The sequence below is a fragment of the Phycisphaeraceae bacterium genome, assembly GCA_040222855.1.
In the GTDB taxonomy this organism is placed as follows: Bacteria; Planctomycetota; Phycisphaerae; order Phycisphaerales; family Phycisphaeraceae; genus Mucisphaera.
The window spans coordinates 313,840-331,928 of record JAVKCD010000019.1 but is presented as its reverse complement, the minus strand read 5'-3'; the positions used below and the strand labels follow the sequence as shown (position 1 = coordinate 331,928).

At 59.6% G+C, this 18,089-nt stretch carries 13 protein-coding genes and 1 tRNA gene; 7 read left to right on the top strand and 7 right to left on the bottom strand.

All coding sequences use genetic code 11. The features are described from left to right. Positions 1–49: 49 nt before the first annotated feature. On the top strand, positions 50–1,051 hold the full coding sequence (locus RIG82_06610) for an aldo/keto reductase (protein MEQ9460603.1): 1,002 nt from the start codon (positions 50–52) through the stop codon (positions 1,049–1,051). A 281-nt stretch (positions 1,052–1,332) separates the two neighbouring features. Here RIG82_06610 and RIG82_06605 read toward each other — a convergent pair whose 3' ends face one another. Both RIG82_06605 and RIG82_06600 read right to left on the bottom strand, forming a co-directional pair. Continuing rightward, positions 1,333–1,545 carry a hypothetical protein gene (locus RIG82_06605; protein ID MEQ9460602.1) on the bottom strand — a complete coding sequence of 71 codons (213 nt, stop codon included), beginning with the start codon at positions 1,543–1,545 and terminating at the stop codon, positions 1,333–1,335. A gap of 63 nt (positions 1,546–1,608) precedes the next feature. Then, a tRNA-Met gene (locus RIG82_06600) sits at positions 1,609–1,682 on the bottom strand. A gap of 255 nt (positions 1,683–1,937) precedes the next feature. Between RIG82_06600 and RIG82_06595 the strand changes: the two genes are divergently transcribed. The 3 genes from RIG82_06595 (at position 1,938) to RIG82_06585 (ending at position 5,864) form a co-directional block, all read left to right on the top strand. Beyond that, positions 1,938–2,930 carry a site-specific tyrosine recombinase gene (locus RIG82_06595; GenBank protein MEQ9460601.1) on the top strand — a complete coding sequence of 331 codons (993 nt, stop codon included), beginning with the start codon at positions 1,938–1,940 and terminating at the stop codon, positions 2,928–2,930. A 500-nt stretch (positions 2,931–3,430) separates the two neighbouring features. Beyond that, a complete protein-coding gene (locus RIG82_06590; protein MEQ9460600.1) occupies positions 3,431–4,420 on the top strand; it encodes a prepilin-type N-terminal cleavage/methylation domain-containing protein in 990 nt (329 codons plus the stop codon). Positions 4,421–4,841: 421 nt separating this feature from the next. Continuing rightward, positions 4,842–5,864 (top strand): prepilin-type N-terminal cleavage/methylation domain-containing protein, encoded by a 1,023-nt coding sequence (locus RIG82_06585; GenBank protein MEQ9460599.1) that lies wholly within the window; start codon positions 4,842–4,844, stop codon positions 5,862–5,864. 91 nt (positions 5,865–5,955) lie between these two features. Here RIG82_06585 and murC read toward each other — a convergent pair whose 3' ends face one another. Beyond that, positions 5,956–7,437, bottom strand: coding sequence for a UDP-N-acetylmuramate--L-alanine ligase (gene murC, locus RIG82_06580; GenBank protein ID MEQ9460598.1), 1,482 nt, complete (start codon positions 7,435–7,437; stop codon positions 5,956–5,958). Between the two features lie 61 nt (positions 7,438–7,498). Between murC and RIG82_06575 the strand changes: the two genes are divergently transcribed. Together RIG82_06575 and RIG82_06570 are read left to right on the top strand one after the other, a co-directional pair. Next, entirely contained in the window at positions 7,499–9,211 is a 1,713-nt protein-coding gene (locus RIG82_06575; protein MEQ9460597.1) for a DUF1957 domain-containing protein, read from the top strand. Between the two features lie 5 nt (positions 9,212–9,216). Continuing rightward, complete coding sequence (locus tag RIG82_06570; protein ID MEQ9460596.1) at positions 9,217–9,999, top strand: non-canonical purine NTP pyrophosphatase; 783 nt, start codon at positions 9,217–9,219, stop codon at positions 9,997–9,999. A 199-nt stretch (positions 10,000–10,198) separates the two neighbouring features. On the opposite strand, the gene RIG82_06565 is transcribed toward RIG82_06570, so the two are convergent. The 4 genes from RIG82_06565 to RIG82_06550 form a co-directional block, all read right to left on the bottom strand. Further along, positions 10,199–11,020, bottom strand: coding sequence for a DUF1559 domain-containing protein (locus RIG82_06565; GenBank protein ID MEQ9460595.1), 822 nt, complete (start codon positions 11,018–11,020; stop codon positions 10,199–10,201). A gap of 84 nt (positions 11,021–11,104) precedes the next feature. Continuing rightward, positions 11,105–11,761 carry a hypothetical protein gene (locus RIG82_06560; protein MEQ9460594.1) on the bottom strand — a complete coding sequence of 219 codons (657 nt, stop codon included), beginning with the start codon at positions 11,759–11,761 and terminating at the stop codon, positions 11,105–11,107. Between the two features lie 374 nt (positions 11,762–12,135). Next, positions 12,136–14,550: a pentapeptide repeat-containing protein gene (locus RIG82_06555; GenBank protein ID MEQ9460593.1), complete on the bottom strand. Its 2,415-nt coding sequence runs from the start codon at positions 14,548–14,550 to the stop codon at positions 12,136–12,138. Between the two features lie 149 nt (positions 14,551–14,699). Next, positions 14,700–16,115: a 3-isopropylmalate dehydratase large subunit gene (locus RIG82_06550; protein ID MEQ9460592.1), complete on the bottom strand. Its 1,416-nt coding sequence runs from the start codon at positions 16,113–16,115 to the stop codon at positions 14,700–14,702. 201 nt (positions 16,116–16,316) lie between these two features. Between RIG82_06550 and RIG82_06545 the strand changes: the two genes are divergently transcribed. Then, positions 16,317–18,080 (top strand): TolC family protein, encoded by a 1,764-nt coding sequence (locus tag RIG82_06545; GenBank protein MEQ9460591.1) that lies wholly within the window; start codon positions 16,317–16,319, stop codon positions 18,078–18,080. Positions 18,081–18,089 lie beyond the last annotated feature (9 nt).

Below are 18,089 nucleotides of genomic sequence, written 5' to 3'. Positions count from 1 at the left end.
TCTTGTCGGGCAGGGTGTGCCGAATCTCTTTATCTACTGGACAAAACTCATGCAGTACCGTCGCCTTGGAAAATCTGGTCTTCAGCTTTCGGCGTTGTCGTTTGGGTCGTGGGTGACGTTTGGCAAGCAGGTTGAGGCTGACGCTGCGGACAAGCTCATGGCGACGGCGTATGACGCGGGGGTGAACTTTTTTGATAACGCTGAGGGGTATGAGCGGGGTCGTTCCGAGGAGTTGATGGGTGAGGCGTTGTCACGTCTGGGGTGGCGGCGAGACTCTTATTGTGTGTCGTCGAAGGTTTGGTGGGGGACGGTTCGTGAGGGTGACCCGCGGCCGTGTCAGACGGGGTTGTCGCGGAAGCATGTGGTGGAGTGCTGTGAGGCGGCGATCAAGCGGATGCGGTGTGATTATCTCGATCTGTACTTTTGTCATCGGTATGACCCGGAGACGCCTGTGGGCGAGACGGTGTTGGCGATGGACAACCTTGTTCGGCAGGGGAAGGTGCTTTATTGGGGGACGTCGAACTGGTCTGCGGCGGAGATTATTGAGGCGCATACGTTTGCGACGCAGAACTATCTGATCCCGCCGACGATGGACCAGCCGCAGTACAACATGCTGGTTCGTGACACGTTTGAGGAGGAGTTCAAGGGGTTGTATGACCCGCGGCATATTGGTTTGGGCACGACGATCTTTTCGCCGTTGGCGGCGGGTTTGTTGACGGGCAAGTACAACGATGGTGTGCCGAAGGGCTCGCGTTTTGATCTTGAGGGTTATGAGTGGCTCAAGGACATGAAGCTCTCGGATGGCGGGACTCAGCTTGCGAAGGTCAAGGCGTTGGTGCCGATTGCCGGCGATCTGGGGATCACGTTGCCGCGTCTTGCGATTGCATGGGTGTTGTCGAATCCGAATGTTTCGACGGCGATTCTGGGCGCTTCGCGGCCGGAGCAGCTGGTTGAGAACTTGAAGGCGATCGGTGATGTGGAGAAGATCACGGATGAGGTGAAGGGGCGGATTGATGGGGTGTTGGCGCGGGCTGCGGTCGGGTCGGAATAAAGGTGTGTGAGCGGGGGTGGTTGTGGGTCAGGGCAAGCGTTCAGGCGGCCTGATCATCACGTCCGTGCACTTCTATCTGCACGATGGTGTCCACGTCGATGATGTCGAAGGCTTCGCCGGCGGCCTGGACGACGACGGTTCGCCCGGAGGGGGGCTATGGCGAGCAGATAGCGGTCGGGGATAAAGAAACGCCGGTCGTTTTTCGTTCGCAGGGTCAACGGCTTGAAGGGTTCAGAGCGGTAGGCCTTGCGTATTTGGTTAATCATCCCAACAGACTCCGACTAGGCTAGAAGGACTTCAAGGCCTGTGACAAGAAGCAGGTCGATCGTGTGCGCACTGCTGTCCGACGCGTAAACCACTGCGGTTCTGCTGTTGCGTTGGTAGGTCAGCAACTCGGGGTGATCGACACCCAGGGCGCGTCGGTCAGCCAGGTGAATGATGAAATGGCGAAACGGGGAAGCCTGATGCAGGTGCAGGAGTCTCTCGCTGGTCATGCGCTCAGTTTAGCAAGAAGATTCTATCAATCAAGAATAATTGTGGTGCTGAGATCGATTGAATGCCGGCAGCTGGATTCGAACCAGCGACCTAGGGCTTATGAATCCCTCGCTCTAACCAACTGAGCTATGCCGGCGTGTCGCGTGGTGGCGCGAGCCGGGTATTGTAAGGGTCGCGTGCTGAGCGGCAAGCGCAGGTGGCCGTGACGGTGGGCGAGCGGTGTAGGTTGTTGAGGATCAGGGACTTACTGTGGTCTGGAGGTCGGTCAGGGGGGTGTGGCGGGGGTTTTGCGATCCGTTGACGGTGGGTTGCCCGATAGATAGGAAGCCCCCGGACACCCCACCCGGACATATCCCTCGGAAAAGCCCTGGGATGGGTTGCGGGGCGACGGATGAGCAAGCTCCGGCGGACTAAGGAACTCGACATCAGCACGGCCGCGTACAACTCGGAAGCACAGGCTAGGTCGGTGGTTAGCGGCGGGCGGCCGGTGTCGGCGTTTGATGGGCCGGTACGGGGTTTTCTGGCGTATTGCAAGGTGGAGTGCGGGTTTGCGGCGTTGACGATCACGGCTTACGCGAGTGATCTCAAGGACTTGTGGGTTTGGATGGCGGAGGATGGGGCGAAGTCGTGGGCGGATTTGTCGGATGCTCGGATTCGGGCGCACGTTCAGGCGTTGTCGCGGCGGGGTTTGGTGGCGACGAGTCTGGCGCGGCATTTGGCGACGATCCGGGTGTTTACGCGTTATCTGGTTTCGGTGGGTGTGTTTGAGGTGGACCCTGCGGAGGCGTTGGTGCAGCCAAAGCTGGGTCGGAAGCTGCCGCATGCGCCATCGTTTGAGGTGGTGGACAAGCTGCTGAGGACGCCGTTGCCTGAGGAACCGCTGGGGTTGCGGGATCGGGCGTTGCTGGAACTGCTTTATGCGTGTGGGCTTAGGGCGTCGGAGCTGGCGGACCTGGAGCTTGACGGGCTCAACCGGGCGTTGGGGGTGGTCCGGGTGATGGGTAAGGGTCGTAAGGAGCGGATCGTGCCGGTGGCTCGGGCGGCGCTGGAGCACGTGATCACGTACCTGGAGGGGGTGCGGCCGGAGCTGGAGAAGAAGGATAAGCCGAGTAACAGGCTGTTCTTATCGCGGACGGGGCAGCCGATCACGCGGATTGTGGTGTGGCAGATCGTCAAGCGTCACGCGGCGCGGGCGGGGATACGGCGGATTCACCCGCATGTGCTGCGGCACGCGTTTGCGACGCACCTGCTGGCGGGTGGGGCGGACCTGAGGGTGGTTCAGGAGCTGTTGGGGCACGCTAGCCTGAACACGACGCAGGTCTACACGCATGTGGATCGGAGTCGGCTCAAAGAGGTGATTTCGAGTTTTCATCCGCGGCCTTAGGCTTTAAGGCGTTACGGATGCAGCGTTTGCGAGGGGCGCGAAAAAATAGCGATCTGGGGGGATTGGGGTGCGCAGGGTGTTCTCGGACCCCGCGTATCCAGCGACAGACCCCCTCCCCCCCTCCCCCCCGCATTGGTCTTGGGTTCCTTGGGGGGTGCTGGTTGCGGGGTGATGGTGGGGGGGGTAAATGAAGTCCTCTCCCTCCCCGGAGCCCATCCACAACGTGTGGGTGGGCTTCACTTAATTGGGGGAAAAGTATAAGAATGTGGGGGTGATTGGGTTGTCTTATAGAAGGGGGCGGGTAAGTTACAGGTGGCTTGCTGTTGGGAACCCGGCTTAGGATGCCGTGGTCGTCAATCAAACGTGTCTTTCATGGCCTCAAACGCGATCGATGGTGCGCACGGGCCGGGTCTTGTGGTCGTGCGTAAGATTGCTGGATTGAGGTCGCGGCGCGGGTGCCCGCGTGGCGATGAAGAATGACTGAACCAGGAGTGCGACGGATGATGGATCGAGTGAAGCGGATGGCGCAGTGTGGTGGAGCGGGTCGCGGGGTGGCGGGGTTTACGCTGATTGAGTTGCTGGTGGTGATTTCAATTATTGCGTTGCTGATTGGGATCTTGTTGCCGGCGTTGGGGGCGGCGCGCGAGACGGCGCGGGCGCTGGGTGGGATGGCGAATGCGCGGTCGCTGGGGCAGGCGGTGTACACCTACACGATTGATAATCGTGATCACTACATCAGCTATCAGTCGCACGGTTTTGGGGGGTGGCCGAACATTTCCACTTACAGTGATGAGGGGACTTGGTGGACGGCGACGCTGGTGCGTCTTGGGTATCTGGGCAGTGGTGATGTGTTTACGGACCCGCTGTTTGAGGAAGACGGCAACAACACGCCCATCTTGGATGCTCCGACGGGGGACATCGATGCTTACCAGGATGTGAGTTGGGTGTATCCGCACTTTGCGATGAACACGTCGAACATTGGGACGTTTCAGCGTGTGACGCAGTTCACGAATTACGGTGCGGATTCGGACAAGCCGTTGCCGACGCCTAAGACTTCGGATGCGTTTAGGCCGACGGAGACGATCTGGTTCATTCCGGCGAGGGAGGAGTCGACGACTGCGACGGGACAGCGAGGTGGTGGTGGTGCGCAGACGGCGACGAAGGGTTCGTTGTTCTGCTGGGACTACGCCCGGAATGTGAGCAACGGTATTCCTGATCCTCGGTATCGAGGGAGTATGCCGATTGTGTTTACGGATGGGCACGCTTCGTATCTGCAGCTTGCGGAGACCGATGGGTCTCAGGTTGACCTTTATTATCCGGCGGGTGCTGGCGGTGGTCAGCGTGGAGGAGGCACTTCGTCTTTTGAGCCCGGCAACTACGACGGGTATCTGACGGATGCGCGACTTCACGACAAGAATCGTTGGACGCTGAGTGGTGAGGCGTTGCCTGGTGAGTATCGGGCTCCGACGGGTAACTTTGACGGTCAGTGAGTTGAGACGCGGCAAGAGATCGTTGATGCGGTGTGGCTGTCTCTTGCCCGGATCGATTTTGGTTGGCTTTCGCTTGGGTTGGTTGCTGCGATGGAAGGGGCGTGAGCGGATGGGCCCATAGGCTGGCGCCTATGGCTTGTTTCGTGCTTGGGTTGGTGAATGGGCTCTGCTTCGTGAGCTACGCGGGGTTTGGTGTTGGGAGTTTTTTGTCTGGTGGGTTTGCGGTTTTTCTGTGATGTGGTCTGAGTTGGGTGTTGTCTTACAGAAGTATGGGGGGTAGCATTATGGATGGCTTGTGTTTCACTTTACGCCGATCGGGAAGACGGCCCAATCGATCAGTTTTTTCTTTCGCGTGCGTGACGGGCTGTTGCGTGTGCTGTGTCGGGAAGCGAACCCTATGTTGATTCCTGGAGATGTTGTGATGTTGAAGAAGCGTGTTGGGCGCGGGTTTACGTTGATTGAGTTGCTGGTGGTGATTTCGATCATTGCGTTGCTGATTGGGATCCTGCTGCCGGCGTTGGGGGCGGCGCGGAACTCGGCGCGGGCGATGGGGGCGTTGGCGAATGCGAGGTCGTTGGGTCAGGCGATCTGGTTGTACACGCTGGACAACCGGGATCACTATGTGCCGTATCACTCCGTTGGGCAGGGGAACTGGGGAGCTGGGTTGGCGTCGACAAATCCTGATCTGACGTCTGCGGGTCAGTGGTGGACAGCGAATCTGGTATCGAGCGGGTATTTGGGGACAACCGAGGTGTTCACCGACCCATTGTTGGAAGAGATCGGGCAGATTGCGCCGATCATCGAAGCGCCATCGGGCGATGAAGAGGATTTCAGGAAACTGAACTGGCAGTTCCCGCATTTCTCGATGAACACCTCGAACATCGGGACGATGCAGCGAGCGACGGGTTTTGCAGCATATGCGCCTGCTGATCAAGTTAACGATACTTTCTATACTCCCAGGAGTACCGATGTACGGAACCCATCGGGCATGATTGCCTACACGACGGCGGTGGTTGAGCTGGGCTCAGCTGGCAGTCCAACCGAGCGTCGCGGGAATATTTTCGTTTGGGACATGAGTCAACCGCCTAGCCCGATGACCATGCCAGATGCCCGGAATAATGGGAGCATTGCGATCGTATACGCGGATGGTCATGCGGGTTATCTATCCCTGAGCGGCGCGAACGATTCTGATCCTGGATCTACGCGAGCAACTGTTGATTATCTTCGTGGTCTTTATGGTGATCCGGGTTCGGGTGGCGGCCAGCGTGGTGGTGGAACCAGCGGTCTTGAGCCTGGTGAGTATGAGGGTTTTCTTACGGATGCGAGAACTCACCAGAACAATCGGTGGACCATTACGGGTAAACCGTCCGGTAGTTTGTCTCATGTCTATGCGGGTTCTAACAATACCTATGTGCCTGGTGGTACTGATCTGTTGATTGACTGATGCGTTTATACTGAGTTCATGAAGCCGCGGGCCGTTGGGCCCGCGGTTTTTTTGTGGGGTGATGCGCTTGTGTTGGTTGTGGGGGGTGGGATTAGGGGTTGATGAGTTGGTGGGCGATTTGGTTGACGTTTCCGGCGCCCATGGTGACGACGAGGTCGCCGGGTTGGGTGATGAGTTTGAGTTGTTCGGTGATGGCGTCGAGGGGGTCGACGTGCATGGCGGCGACGCCTTGTTGCCGGAGTTTTGAGACGAGGTGGACGGCACGGACCTGTTGTCGGTCGAGTTCGGAGTCTCGGGTGAAGAAGATTTCGGGGACGATGACGAGGTCGGCGGCGGCGAAGGAGGCGGCGAACTGTTCCATGAGGAAGCGGGTTCTGGAGTGCTGGTGGGGTTGGAAGACGCAGATGAGTCGCTTGGGGTGGTAGGCGTCGCGGAGGGCGCGGAGGGTGGTGTCGATTTCAGTGGGGTGGTGTCCGTAGTCGTCGATGACGGTGACGCCCCCCCCCACCTCGTTGTCATTTTTGGCGGGGATGACGCCTATGCGTTGCATGCGGCGGTCGAGACCCTGGAAGGTGTTGATGGCGTGGGTGATGGTGTTCCAGGGGGCGCCGAGTCGGTGTGCGGTGATGGCGGCGGCGGCGGCGTTGTAGGCCATGTGTTCGCCGGGGAGGGGCATGGTGTAGGAGGCGGTGTCGCCATGGCGTGAGGTGAGGGTGGTGGTGCGTTGGTTGATGGTGAGGTGCCAGTCGGCCTGGGGTGCGAAGCCGAGGGTTTCGACGTGGCAGGGGAGTCCGGCGACGACGTCCATGCGCTGGGGGAGTTCGTGTTGGACGAGGAGGGAGCCGTCGGGGTGGATCTGGCTGGCGAAGGTGTGGAAGGCTTTGATGATGTCGTCGATGCCGTTGTAGATATCGAGGTGGTCGGCTTCGATGTTGAGGATGATGGCGTGGGTGGGGTGGAGGTGGTGGAAGGATCGTGCGTATTCGCAGGCCTCGGCGACGAGTATCCCCCCCCGCATCTTTTGGCTAGCTGGGTCGGTGTTGTCTGTTGCGGGGGTTCGTTTTGGGGATCCGACGCGGTAACCTCCGCCTATTTGGGCGCAGTTGGCGCCGACGATGAGTGAGGGGTCGAGTTGAGCGTGGATGAGGATGTGTGATAGGAGTGAGGTGGTGGTGGATTTGCCGTGTGTTCCGGCGACGGCGACGCCTGTGTGCTGGCTCATGATGCGGCCGAGCATCTGGGCGTAACGGAGTATGGGGATGTTTTGTTGTTGGGCGCGTTGGAGTTCGGGGTGGTTGTCGGGGATAGCGGCTGAGGCGACGAGGAGGGTGGTGTTATCGGGCAGAGCGTCGCCAGTCTGGTCGAGTGAGACGGAGATGCCGTGGGCGATGAGGTCGTTGACGGTTTTGGAGGGTGAGCGGTCGGTGCCGGTGCATGAGGCGCCGAAGGCGTGTGCCATTCGGGCGAGTCCGGACATACCGGAGCCGGCGACGCCGACCCAGTGGATGCGTTGGGCGGCCCAGTCGGGGGTGTTGGTGGTGGGGTTAACGTGTTCAGCGGGGTGGTTGGTCATGTGTGGGCGTGTGGGTAGGGTTGTGGGGTCATGGAGAGGCTATCGGTAGTAGGATAGGGGGATGAGCGACTTTCTTGGATCGTTTAGTCTCGTGCTTCATGGCCATCTTCCTTATGTGCTTCGTCACGGGACCTGGCCTCACGGCGAGGACTGGTTGTACGAGGCGGCGGCTGAGACTTATCTGCCGCTATTGAATGTGATTGATGAGTGTCTGTTTTTCAATGCTCGCCCGCGGCTGGTGATGGGTTTGACGCCTGTGCTGCTGGAGCAGTTGGCGCACGAGGATTTCAAGAAGGGTTTTGTGCACTACCTAGAGGATCGGGTGGCGCAGGCGGGTCAGGACAAGAAGGATTTCGAGAAGATAGACAATGGTCACCTGGTGTATCTGGCGGAGTACTGGGCGGAGTTTTACGGGGGGCTGCTCAAGCGATTTGAGGAGATTGGGCGGGACATTCCGAAGGCTTATGCGAAGTGTGCGCAGGAGGGGTTGATTGAGATTTTGACGTCGAATGCGACGCATGGTTATATGCCGTTGTTGTTGGAGGACTCGAGTATTCGGGCGCAGATTCGTGCGGGTTTGGCGACGTCGGAGCGGGTCCTGGGTTTCCGGCCGAAGGGGATGTGGCTGCCTGAGTGTGCGTATCGTCCGGGTGGGGATTGGGACCCGCCTATTAACTGGGGTCGTCGGCATGGTCGGATCGGGATTGAGCATCTGGTGGCGGACGAGGGGATCACGCATTTTTACACGGAGCATCATCTGATCGAGCAGGCTCGGTCGGAGTTTGTGTTTAATGATGGTGATTGGTGGAAGGTGGGATGGGATGAGTCGGCGAAGTATCCGGGCCGTGGTTGGAACTCGGTGCACGAGCCTCACGGTGTGAACTCGGATGGTTTGGGCCCGGCGCGGGTGGCGGCGTTTGCGCGGGACCCGATTATCTGCGAGACCGTATGGTCGGGTGATATTGGGTATCCGGCGTCGGGTGAGTACATGGAGTTTCACAAGAAGTGGTCGCCTAAGCGTGGTCTGCGTTACTGGAAGGTGACGGGGAACAAGGTGGACCTGGGTGACAAGCATTTGTATTACCCGGATGACATTCCACACAAGATTCATCAGCATGTGAGTCATTTTGTGGATCAGTTGAAGCATCGGCTGGCGGGTCATCTGCATCGGACGGGTGGGCGGCCGGGGCTGGTGACGGCGTGTTTTGATGCGGAGTTGTTTGGTCACTGGTGGTTTGAGGGCCCGCGGTTTATTCGTGATCTGATGTTGACGCTTCATGCTGATCCGTCGATCAACGTGGTGACGTCGGAGGAGTATTTGGAGCGTCATCCGGTGGACAAGGTGGCGGCGCTGCCTGAGGGTTCGTGGGGTGAGGAGGGTGATCACCGGGTGTGGACGAATGAGACGGTGAACTGGATGTGGGACATTGAGTATCGTTGTGAGTCGACGTTTGGTCGGTTGACGGCGCAGCTGGGGTGGAAGGACAAGCCGAAGGTCAAGGAGCTGCTGGAGAAGGCGGGTCGTGAGTTGTTGCTGATGCAGGCGTCGGACTGGCCGTTTGTGATTCGGCGGGGTCAGGCGGTGGATTACGGGATCAAGCGTTTCATGCAGCATGTGGCGCGGTTTGAGTGTCTGGCGGATATCGCGGAGAAGGTGGCGGCGGACTCGAAGTATCTGGGGGCGCTCACGGAGGTCGAGAAGTTTGAGATTCAGGAGGCGGACGTGCACGACGTGATCTTCCCGGAGATCGATCTGAACTGGTGGGATATGTAGTCGGTATGTCGGAGCCGGTGTGTCAGCTTCTGATTGCGACGGGGAACCCGCATAAGGTGGACGAGATTGCGGCTGCGCTGGGCGGGCATTTGGAGGGAATAGCGTTGCGGTCGCTGAGGGAGGTGGGGGTGGGGATCGAGGAACCGGTGGAGGATCGGGGGACGTTTGTGGGGAACGCGGCGGTGAAGGCGGTTGGTTATGCGGCGGCGACGGGGATGGTTTGTGTGGCGGATGATTCGGGGTTGGTGGTGGATGAGCTGGAGGGGCGGCCGGGGGTGGACTCGGCGTTTTATGCGATGGATGAGGTTGGGCCGGAGGCTTGGGCGGGGATGTCGCGGGGTGAGCGGGACCTGGCGAACAATCGGAAGTTGCTTAGGGAGCTCAAGGGTGTGCCGTTGGTTCGTCGGGCGGCGCGGTTTGTGTGCACGATGGTTGTCGCCGCCCCCCCTACGATGAAGCTTGCGAATTCCTTGACGTCATTGGAGGGGGTTCCGGGGGATCTGCGGGGTCGTTGTCTGGCGGTGGTACGGGGTGAGGTGGAGGGTCGGATTTTGCAGCCTGAGGAGGCGGCGGATTCGGGTGTGGGGGGTGAGGCGTTTCGTGGTCGCGGGGTGAATGGTTTTGGTTATGACCCGTTGTTTGTGCTGGGCGAGGATGGGGGGCACGAGGGTCGGACGACGGCGGAGCTGCCCCCGGAAGTAAAGCTTCAGGTTTCCCATCGTGGCAGAGCTTGTATGAAGCTGGTGGTGTTTGGGGTGTTGGCTGGGGTGGTCAGCGTCGGCGGGTGAGAGCGAGGGCGGTTAGAGGGAGGAGGGTTGAGGGCATGAAGGGCTTCCCGGGTGTGCATGTGCAGCGAGGTGCTTTCTGTCTCCTTGTAGAGGTTACCTTGCGGTCGTCTGAGGGCGGTGGTCTATTTGTTGAAGCTGATTAAAAAACCGCCCTTTGTTGGGCGGTTGGGTGGTTCTTGGCTGGATTTGTGGGTGGGGGTTACATGCGTCCCCACTGGTTGGGGCGGTATTCGATGCTGTTGAGGAGGAAGCTGGTGTCGCGGCGGTCTGTGCCGATGACGCGGTAGGCATCGCCCAGGGATCGGAGGGTGCCGTTGGGTGTTTGGGCGAACCAGCTGAAGGCTTGCATTTGAGAGCCGTCGGGTTCTCGAGCTTCGATGATGGAGGCGACGCTGCCGTCGTAGGCGGAGAAGTTGCCCTGGTCGCCGTTGTGCCAGTTGCCGACGCGGTCGGCGTAGGTGTGTTGCGCGTCGTAGTAGGTTCGGTTGAGGTAGAAGAAGGGGTCTTCTTCGATGAGGATGGGTGTGATGACTTTGAGGGGGTTGGTGGTGGCGGCACCGTTGGCGTGGACTTCGGTTTGCGAGGGGAGGTGGCTGAGTTGCACGGCGTTCCATGCGGAGAAGACGTTGTAGTCGAACTTGCCGTTGCTGCCTGTCTCGGGTTTGTTGAGTTCACCTGCGGGTAGTGCGGGGCATCGGTACATATCTGCCTGTTCGCCGAGGTAGGGGAAGATGGAGCCAGCGTCGGGGCCGTTCTGGTAGCTGCTGAGGGCGTTGCTGCCGTAGGTCAACCAGTTTGGTTCGGTGGGTGATGGGGCGTATGAGGTTGTGGGGAGGTGTCCATCGAAGTCTTCGGCGTAGACGAAGAAGGCCAGTCCGAACTGGCGGAGTTGTGACTTGCACTGGATGTCTCGGGCGGTGTTTCGTGCGGCGCTGAGTGCGGGGAGGAGGATGCCAATGAGCAGGGCGATGATTGAGATGACGACGAGGAGTTCGATGAGGGTGAAGGCTTTTTTTGCCATAGTCGTTTGTCCTTACGCACGACGGTGACGATTGACAAAAGGGCCCGACACATCTTTCGATGGGTCGGGTCGGGTTGTGTCGATTCAGGCGGCGCGGCGGCGCAGCGCGATCAGGGTTGTTGCGAGGAGGAGGGCTGATGCGGGTTCGGGGACGACCGAGAGTGACGCATCGTCGACGTAGAGTGTGTTGGCGATGTTGGCGACGGCGCCAGCTGAGGCCTGGAATCGCAGGAGGAAGGCATCGGCCCCGTCGGGGACGTTGATATCGAGGAGGCTGAACGGCTGGTAGGTGGTATTAAGACCTGCGGGGATGAGGGGGATGAGGGACTCGCCCTTGACGCCGCCGCCGTCGCTGGCGTCCTGATCGATCCAGAGGATCTGATAGAACATATCGATGCCGTCGAAGTTGGTGGTGGCTGATCTGGCCTGGAAGGTGAGGTTGTAGTTTTTGGAGTTGTCGATGCTGCCGGCGGGTTGAGACTGTTCGATGAAGTAGGCGGCGCCTGCGGCCGGGTTACTGATGTGGTCGATTTCCATGCGAGCGGAGAAGGAGCCGGAGTTGGGTTGTTCGCTGCTGCGGGTGACGCTTCCTGCGGGACCGGAGACTTCGTTCCAGTCGTTGGCGTCGGCGGCGGAGCCATTTTCGAAGCCGGGGTTGAGCAGGATGTTTGCGGAGGCACTCATGCTCGTGGCGGTGAGTGTCAGCACAGCGATCGCGCAAAGGGTTGATGAACGGGTCATGTCAATCTCCATGTTGGATGTGTTGATTCGGGGTTAGGTGGATGCTGACCGCTACGGGTCTGGCTTAAGAGGGTTTTATTGAGTCGAACAGGGAATATCAGAGAGGGGATGAGTGGTCTCTCCTCGTGTGGTTGCGGTTCGTGTTGGGTCACACGTTTGGTGTGTGGTTTTTGTTGAGCCGTGGGCGTTGGTTTACTCGGAGTCAGATGCTTTACTTAGACCATAGTGTTACTTGGTGTTACCGCAAGCTTCATCTGTCTTTTTGGTGACAAATAGACCACATTGTTACATATCGTTACATGGCTGAGCTAGAAAAACAGGCTCCGCGTGGTGGTCGGGGCGTGGTGTAAGTATTTTGGTTTTGAGAGATGGCTTCAGCGTCGGCGGGTGAGGGCGAGGGCGGATAGTGGGAGGAGGGTTGAGGGTTCGGGGATGGGGTTGGTGGTGGATTGGCCGAAGTTTGAGGCGAGGATGGAGAGGTCGATGAGGTTGACGGCGCGGTCGCCGTTGAAGTCGCCGGTGACGAAGGTGTTGTTTCCGGTGCCGAAGTGGGTGGCAAGGATGGAGAGGTCGATAAGGTTAACCACTCGGTCGCCGGATGCGTCGCCTGGGATGCGGACATCTTCGTTCGTGTAGAAGGTGATGTTTCCAGATGTATAGAAATCACTGAGGTCGAGATTGTCGAGCAGCGCGATCATGTTGTCGCCTAGGAGGATGTCGTCGAAGGCACCGATCCTTTCGGTGGACGACCAGTCGAACAATGCGAGAGAGTGACCGGTGAGATCCTGTGGATCGAAGCCTTCTGCGCTATCGATGACAAGCGTGCCGCTGAGGTAGGCTTGTCCGTCGATGATGATCCTGGGTTCTGGAGCAGTTGTGGTGAGTTGGAGTGTCAGCTGCGTGGTGGGGCTCATGAAGAGCGTGGTGGTTTCGGTGGGGATCGGGATGCCGTTATCGTCGAGGACATCGGGGATGTTCAGGTTACTACCGAGGGGTAGGAGGATGCCGTCGGACACCGAGGCGTCGGTCATGAGGGTGTTCAGGGTCTGGGCGTGGTGAAGGCCTTTGAGACCGACGAAGCGTCTGAGGTCGAGGCCTGAGAGATTGCTGTAACTGAGTATGGCGTGGTCGAGGTCGGCTTTGGTCAGGTCGATACCGGTTAGGTCGGTACTGGTGAGGTTGGCGCTCCTGAGATTGGTGTTATTCAGGATGGCTCCCTGCAGGTAGATGCCGGGCATGTAGCTGCCTTCGAGGTTGGCACCGGTCAGGTTGGCGTGTTGGAGTGAAGCGTCGTCGAGATTGGCGTTATAGAGGTCGGCACCAGAGAGGTTGGTGGACTCGAGATTAGCTCCGGAAAGTCCTGCGAGCCTGAGGTTTGCCGAAGAAAGGTCAGCGTTGGCGAAGTCAGCGTTCGTCAGCGTGCTTCTTGAGAGGTTGGCGCTGACCATCATCTGGCTGCTGAAGTCCCAGCCCGTGAGGTCACTGATGCGGCTGAGGTCGATTCCGCCGAGTGTACGCTCCTTGTAGCTGGTGGTCGCGTAGAGCTGTTCATGTGTGAGGTTAGTTGCAACGAATGAGGCATCACGGATTATGGCGTCGGATAAGTTTGCGCTTGTGAAGTCTGCCCTTCCCAAGTTAGCGCTTGTGAGGTCTGAGGAGGAAAACGTTGCGCCTACTAAACTTGCTGCCACTAGACTTGTCCCAGTCAGATCAGCGTGGCTTAGATTGGCTTGGGTCAGGTTACTTAACCCGAGGTAGGCATCATCGAGTCTTTGATGGCTGAAGTTCCAGTTGCTTAGGTCCAGGTATCTGAGGTCAATCCGGCTCAGCGTCTGATGTTTGTAGTTGGCGGTGCTGTAGAACTGAGCGCTTGATATCTGTGGAGAGTTGAGCTGGTTCGATCCATCGAACAGTCCAAACCTGGCGCCTGTGATGTTGGTATCGACGAAGCTAGCACCGTCTAGTGTTGCATGACCCAACTCGGCACTGCTGAGGTCTGCGGAAGCAAGGTTGGCGGACGTGAGTTTGGCTCGCATGAGCCTGGTCCCTGCAAGGTTGGCGTTCTGAAGATTGGCCGCGGCCAGATGGGTGCCTATCAGGTAGCTGCTGAAGAGGTTGGCGCCCTGGAGGTTGGCGTTCGTGAGGTTGGCGCTTGAGAGATTGGAACCGCTGAGATTGGCCCTATTCAGGTTGGTGTTGGAGAAATCGGTCTGTACGAGTTCGTTGCCCTGGAAGTTGGATTCGCTCAGGTTTTGGCTGGCGAAGCTCCATCCCGAGAGGTCGTTGCTGGCCCAGTTGGTGTTTTGGAGACTCCGCTGCTGGTAGCTGGCGGTGCTATAGATCTGGCTGGCTGTGAGGCCGAATCGGATCATGTCCACGAAAGTGGCACCGACGATCGTGGCCTGGGTGAGGTTGGCGCCGGTGATGTCACTGCTCACGAAGGTGGCGTCGCGGAGGTTGGAGCTTGTGAGGTTGGCCGACCTGAGGTTGGAGTTAGGGAACCCGGCAGATTCCAGATTGGCCTGGATCAGGCTGGCTGAGACGAGGCTGACGTCGATGAGCGCAGCGTTGGAGAGGTTCGCGTTGTCGAGTTGGGCGAAATCGAGGTGGTCACCCCACCAGATGACGCCCGGTGAGGGGGTCTGGTTCTCGGTTCCGGGTATGAGTTCGCCGTTGTCCCAGCGGTAGATCTGGGCGTCGCTGAGTTGGGGTGTGAGGGCGGCCAGAGCGGCGGCGAGTAGGGCGCGTGCGGTGGGTGCTGGGTGTAGGGTGCGTCCGGCGGTGGTCATGTGAGGCTCCCCGGGGAAAGTACGGCTGTTGTTCTTCCTGGAAGAATACCTCAGGATGGCCGGGAGGCGCAATCTAAACCCTACCGCCGCATGAAAAACCGCCCCGGTGAAGGGCGGCAGGGACGGGTTCGGGTTGTGAGCGGTTGTGCTTAGAGGACGCCGGCGGAGCCGGTGAGGATGGGGGCGTCGATGTATTCGCGGGGGTCGGTGACTTTTCCGGTGAGGGCGGAGGCGGCGACGGTGAGGGGAGAGGCGAGGTAGACGCCGGCTTCTTTGTGTCCCATTCGTCCGGGGAAGTTTCGGTTGGTGGTGGAGATGCAGTTGATGGGGTCGTTGAGTCGGCCGAAGGTGTCGACGGGCCCGCCCAGGCATGCGGCGCAGGAGGCTGGTCCGAGGATGCAGCCGGCGTCGGTAAGGACTTCTTCGATGGTGGGTTCGCCGAGTTTGCGGAGTTCGCCGTCGAGTCCTCTTTCTTTCATGTCGCGGTGGACTTCCGTGGATCCTGGGACGACGAAGGTGGGGATTTTGACCTGGTTCCCTTTGAGGAGGTGTGCGGCCATGATCATGTCGGTGATTTTCCCGCCTGTGCAGGAGCCGATGTAGGCGCGGTCGAGTTTGACGTCGCGGCAGTTGAGTGCGGTGTCTTTGTTGTCGGGAGAGTGTGGTTTGGCGACGAGAGGGTCGAGGGTGGCGAGGTCCCACTCGTGGACGTAGTCGTATTCGGCGTCGGGGTCTTCTTCGAAGACGGTCCAGTCGGGGCGGTTGGATCGAGCGCGGACGTAGTCGAGTGTTTTTTCGTCGACGTCGCAGATGCCGTTTTTGCCGCCGGCCTCGATGGCCATGTTGGTGAGGGTCATGCGGTCTTCGAGGGTGAGGGACTTGATGCCGTCGCCGGTGAAGTACATGGACTTGTAGGTGGCTCCGGAGACGGAGATTTCGCCGATGACGGCGAGGATGAGGTCCTTGGCGGTGAGGTAGGGGGGTATTTCGCCATGGAAGACGAACTTCATGGTGGGCGGGACTTTGAGCCAGGTTTTGCCGGTGCCCATGACGAAGGCGGCGTCGGTGTTGCCTACGCCTGTGGCGAACTGTCCGAAGGCCCCGGCGGTGCAGGTGTGGGAGTCGGTTCCGAGGAGGATTTCGCCTGGTCGGCAGTGGCCTTCTTCGGGGAGTGCTTTGTGGCAGACGCCTTTGTAGGAGGTTTTGGTGGGGTCGCGGTAGGGGTTGGGCATGCCGGAGCCGGCCTGGGTGTTGATGAAGTCGGGGTCGTAGTAGTACTTGATGCCTTGTTCTTTGACGAAGTCGCGGAGGATCTGGATGTTTCGGTGGGACTTATCATCGGCGGTGAAGATGTAGTGGTCGGGGATGATGGGGATGCGGGTGGGGTCCCAGACTTTGGCGTTTTCGCCAAACTCTTTTTTGAAGATGCCGATGGTGCCTGGCCCGCAGACGTCGTGGGTCATGAGGACATCGACGTTGACCCAGACGTTTTCGCCTGGGGTGACTTCGGATTTGCCTGCGTGGGCGGCGAGGATTTTTTCGGTCATCGTCATGGGGCGTGGCATGCTGAGAACTCCTGGTCGGATCCCCGACAGGGGGAGAACCCTCATCGTAGGCCGTTGGAGGGCGGTCTGCTAGTGGGTTGCGGGGTTTGCTTGCGAGCGAGGAGGATGGAGAGCGTGGCGTGGAGATGGGGTAGCTGGGTGGGGGCAGGAACGTCGTTTTTTTTGACCGTTATGGGGGGCTTGCCTATATTCGCGTCACTTATGGCCGCATTATTCTGTGTTGTTCCGACCCGTCGTCTTCTGGCGGCCTGCCTGTTGTTTTCGGGTGGGTTGGGTGGGTGTGTGAGTCCGATGGATCGGGATGCGGAGCAGGCGTTGCGGGAGGCTGTGCTGAACAGTCACCGGGCGCAGTTGGAGACGGTGATGGGGGCTCCGGTGACGGAGGTTCGGCGGGACGAATCGGACGTGACGGCGGAGATGACGGATGAGCGGCTGGAGGAGTTGGATGAGCTTAGTGGGGTGGAGGCGTATGCGGATGACCCGTTGGAGGTGGGTCCGGACCTGATTGGGCGATTGGATGGGGCGCGGGTGCGGATGACGCTTCGGCAGGCGATCGAGACGGCGGTGAGGCACAACGTGGATTTGCGGGTGGCGCGGCTGGGGCCGGGGATTTCGACGGCGCAGCGGGTTCAGGCGGAGGCGCAGTTTGATGCGGTGTTGTTTGGGAGTCTGGGGTACAACCGGACGGCGACGCCTGGGCCGCGGGGTCAGGCGACGGCGGTGTTTGGTGCGGGCACGAATGTCTATGCGGATACGGTGACGGGTCAGGTGGGGGTGCGGAAGCCGTTGGTGTCGGGTGGTCAGGTTCAGGTGGTGACATCGGCGACGTACAACGAGGATCAGTTTTCGGGTGTGTCGTCGTTTATTGATCACGACATCACGGTGTCGCTGACGCAGCCGTTGTTGCGGGGGTTTGGGCGGGATATCAACACGACGCAGATTCAGATTGCGCGGAACTCGGAGCGGGTGGCGGAGCAGACGCTGCGGCAGAACTTGCTGTCGTTGGCGTTGTCGGTGGAGCAGGCTTACTGGAACTTGTACACGGCGGAGAAGCAGCTGCTGATTCAGTTGCGGTTGCTGGAGCGGACGGTTGAGGATCGTGATCGTCTGAAGAAGCGAGAGCAGTTTGACGTGAGTCCGGTGCGGATCACGGAGGCGAACAGTTTTGTGGAGCTTCGTCGTGCGGATGTGATTCGGGCGCGTCAGGTGGTGCGTCAGGCGTCGGACACGGTGAAGCGTTTGTTGGGTGATCCGGAGTTACCGGTGGCGAGTGAGTCGTTGGTGTTGGCGACGGACAGCCCGCCTGAGATGGCGGTGCGGTATAGCCCGCTGGATGCGGTGCAGACGGCCTTGAAGCGTCGGCCGGAGGTGGCGATTGCGTTGTATGACATCAAAGATGCGTCGCTGCGTCAGCGGCTGGCGGATAACCTGAGGCTGCCGCAGTTGGATTTGTCGACGGGGGTGGGGTTTAACGGGGTGGATACCAACTCGTTGGGGCGTGCGGTGGATGACACGTTGGAGGGGGATTTCATTAACTGGAATCTTGGCGTGGCGTTTGAGCAGCCGATCGGGAATCGTTCGGCGGAGGCGTTGCTGGAGCAGCGGCGGCTGGAGCGTCGGGCGGCGGCGGCGGGGTACGAGCGGGTGGCTCAGGATGTGATTCTGGATGTGAAGGACGCGATGCGTGCGGTGATCAATGCTTATGAGTTGATTGGCTCGACGCGGGCGGCGCGGCGGGCGACGGCGGATAGTTTGCGGGCGATCGAGGAGCAGGAGGATGCGGGGGTGGCGTTGACGCCTGAGTTTTTGCTGGATCAGAAGCTCAACACGCAGCAGCGGCTGGCGGATGCGGAGGTTCAGGAGGTGCGGGCGTTGTCGGATTATGCGACGGCGATTGCGCAGCTTTATCAGGTGACGGGGACGTTGCTGGATCGGAACGGGATCGAGATCGTCAGCGAAGATTGATTTTCTGAT

Excerpts from the sequence above, each read along its gene's own strand:
- RIG82_06610 (MEQ9460603.1), top strand. The coding sequence starts at position 50 with ATGCAGTACCGTCGCCTTGGAAAATCTGGTCTTCAGCTTTCGGCGTTG.
- RIG82_06605 (MEQ9460602.1), bottom strand. The coding sequence starts at position 1,545 with ATGACCAGCGAGAGACTCCTGCACCTGCATCAGGCTTCCCCGTTTCGC.
- RIG82_06595 (MEQ9460601.1), top strand. The coding sequence starts at position 1,938 with ATGAGCAAGCTCCGGCGGACTAAGGAACTCGACATCAGCACGGCCGCG.
- RIG82_06590 (MEQ9460600.1), top strand. The coding sequence starts at position 3,431 with ATGATGGATCGAGTGAAGCGGATGGCGCAGTGTGGTGGAGCGGGTCGC.
- RIG82_06585 (MEQ9460599.1), top strand. The coding sequence starts at position 4,842 with ATGTTGAAGAAGCGTGTTGGGCGCGGGTTTACGTTGATTGAGTTGCTG.
- murC (MEQ9460598.1), bottom strand. The coding sequence starts at position 7,437 with ATGACCAACCACCCCGCTGAACACGTTAACCCCACCACCAACACCCCC.
- RIG82_06575 (MEQ9460597.1), top strand. The coding sequence starts at position 7,499 with ATGAGCGACTTTCTTGGATCGTTTAGTCTCGTGCTTCATGGCCATCTT.
- RIG82_06570 (MEQ9460596.1), top strand. The coding sequence starts at position 9,217 with ATGTCGGAGCCGGTGTGTCAGCTTCTGATTGCGACGGGGAACCCGCAT.
- RIG82_06565 (MEQ9460595.1), bottom strand. The coding sequence starts at position 11,020 with ATGGCAAAAAAAGCCTTCACCCTCATCGAACTCCTCGTCGTCATCTCA.
- RIG82_06560 (MEQ9460594.1), bottom strand. The coding sequence starts at position 11,761 with ATGACCCGTTCATCAACCCTTTGCGCGATCGCTGTGCTGACACTCACC.
- RIG82_06555 (MEQ9460593.1), bottom strand. The coding sequence starts at position 14,550 with ATGACCACCGCCGGACGCACCCTACACCCAGCACCCACCGCACGCGCC.
- RIG82_06550 (MEQ9460592.1), bottom strand. The coding sequence starts at position 16,115 with ATGCCACGCCCCATGACGATGACCGAAAAAATCCTCGCCGCCCACGCA.
- RIG82_06545 (MEQ9460591.1), top strand. The coding sequence starts at position 16,317 with ATGGCCGCATTATTCTGTGTTGTTCCGACCCGTCGTCTTCTGGCGGCC.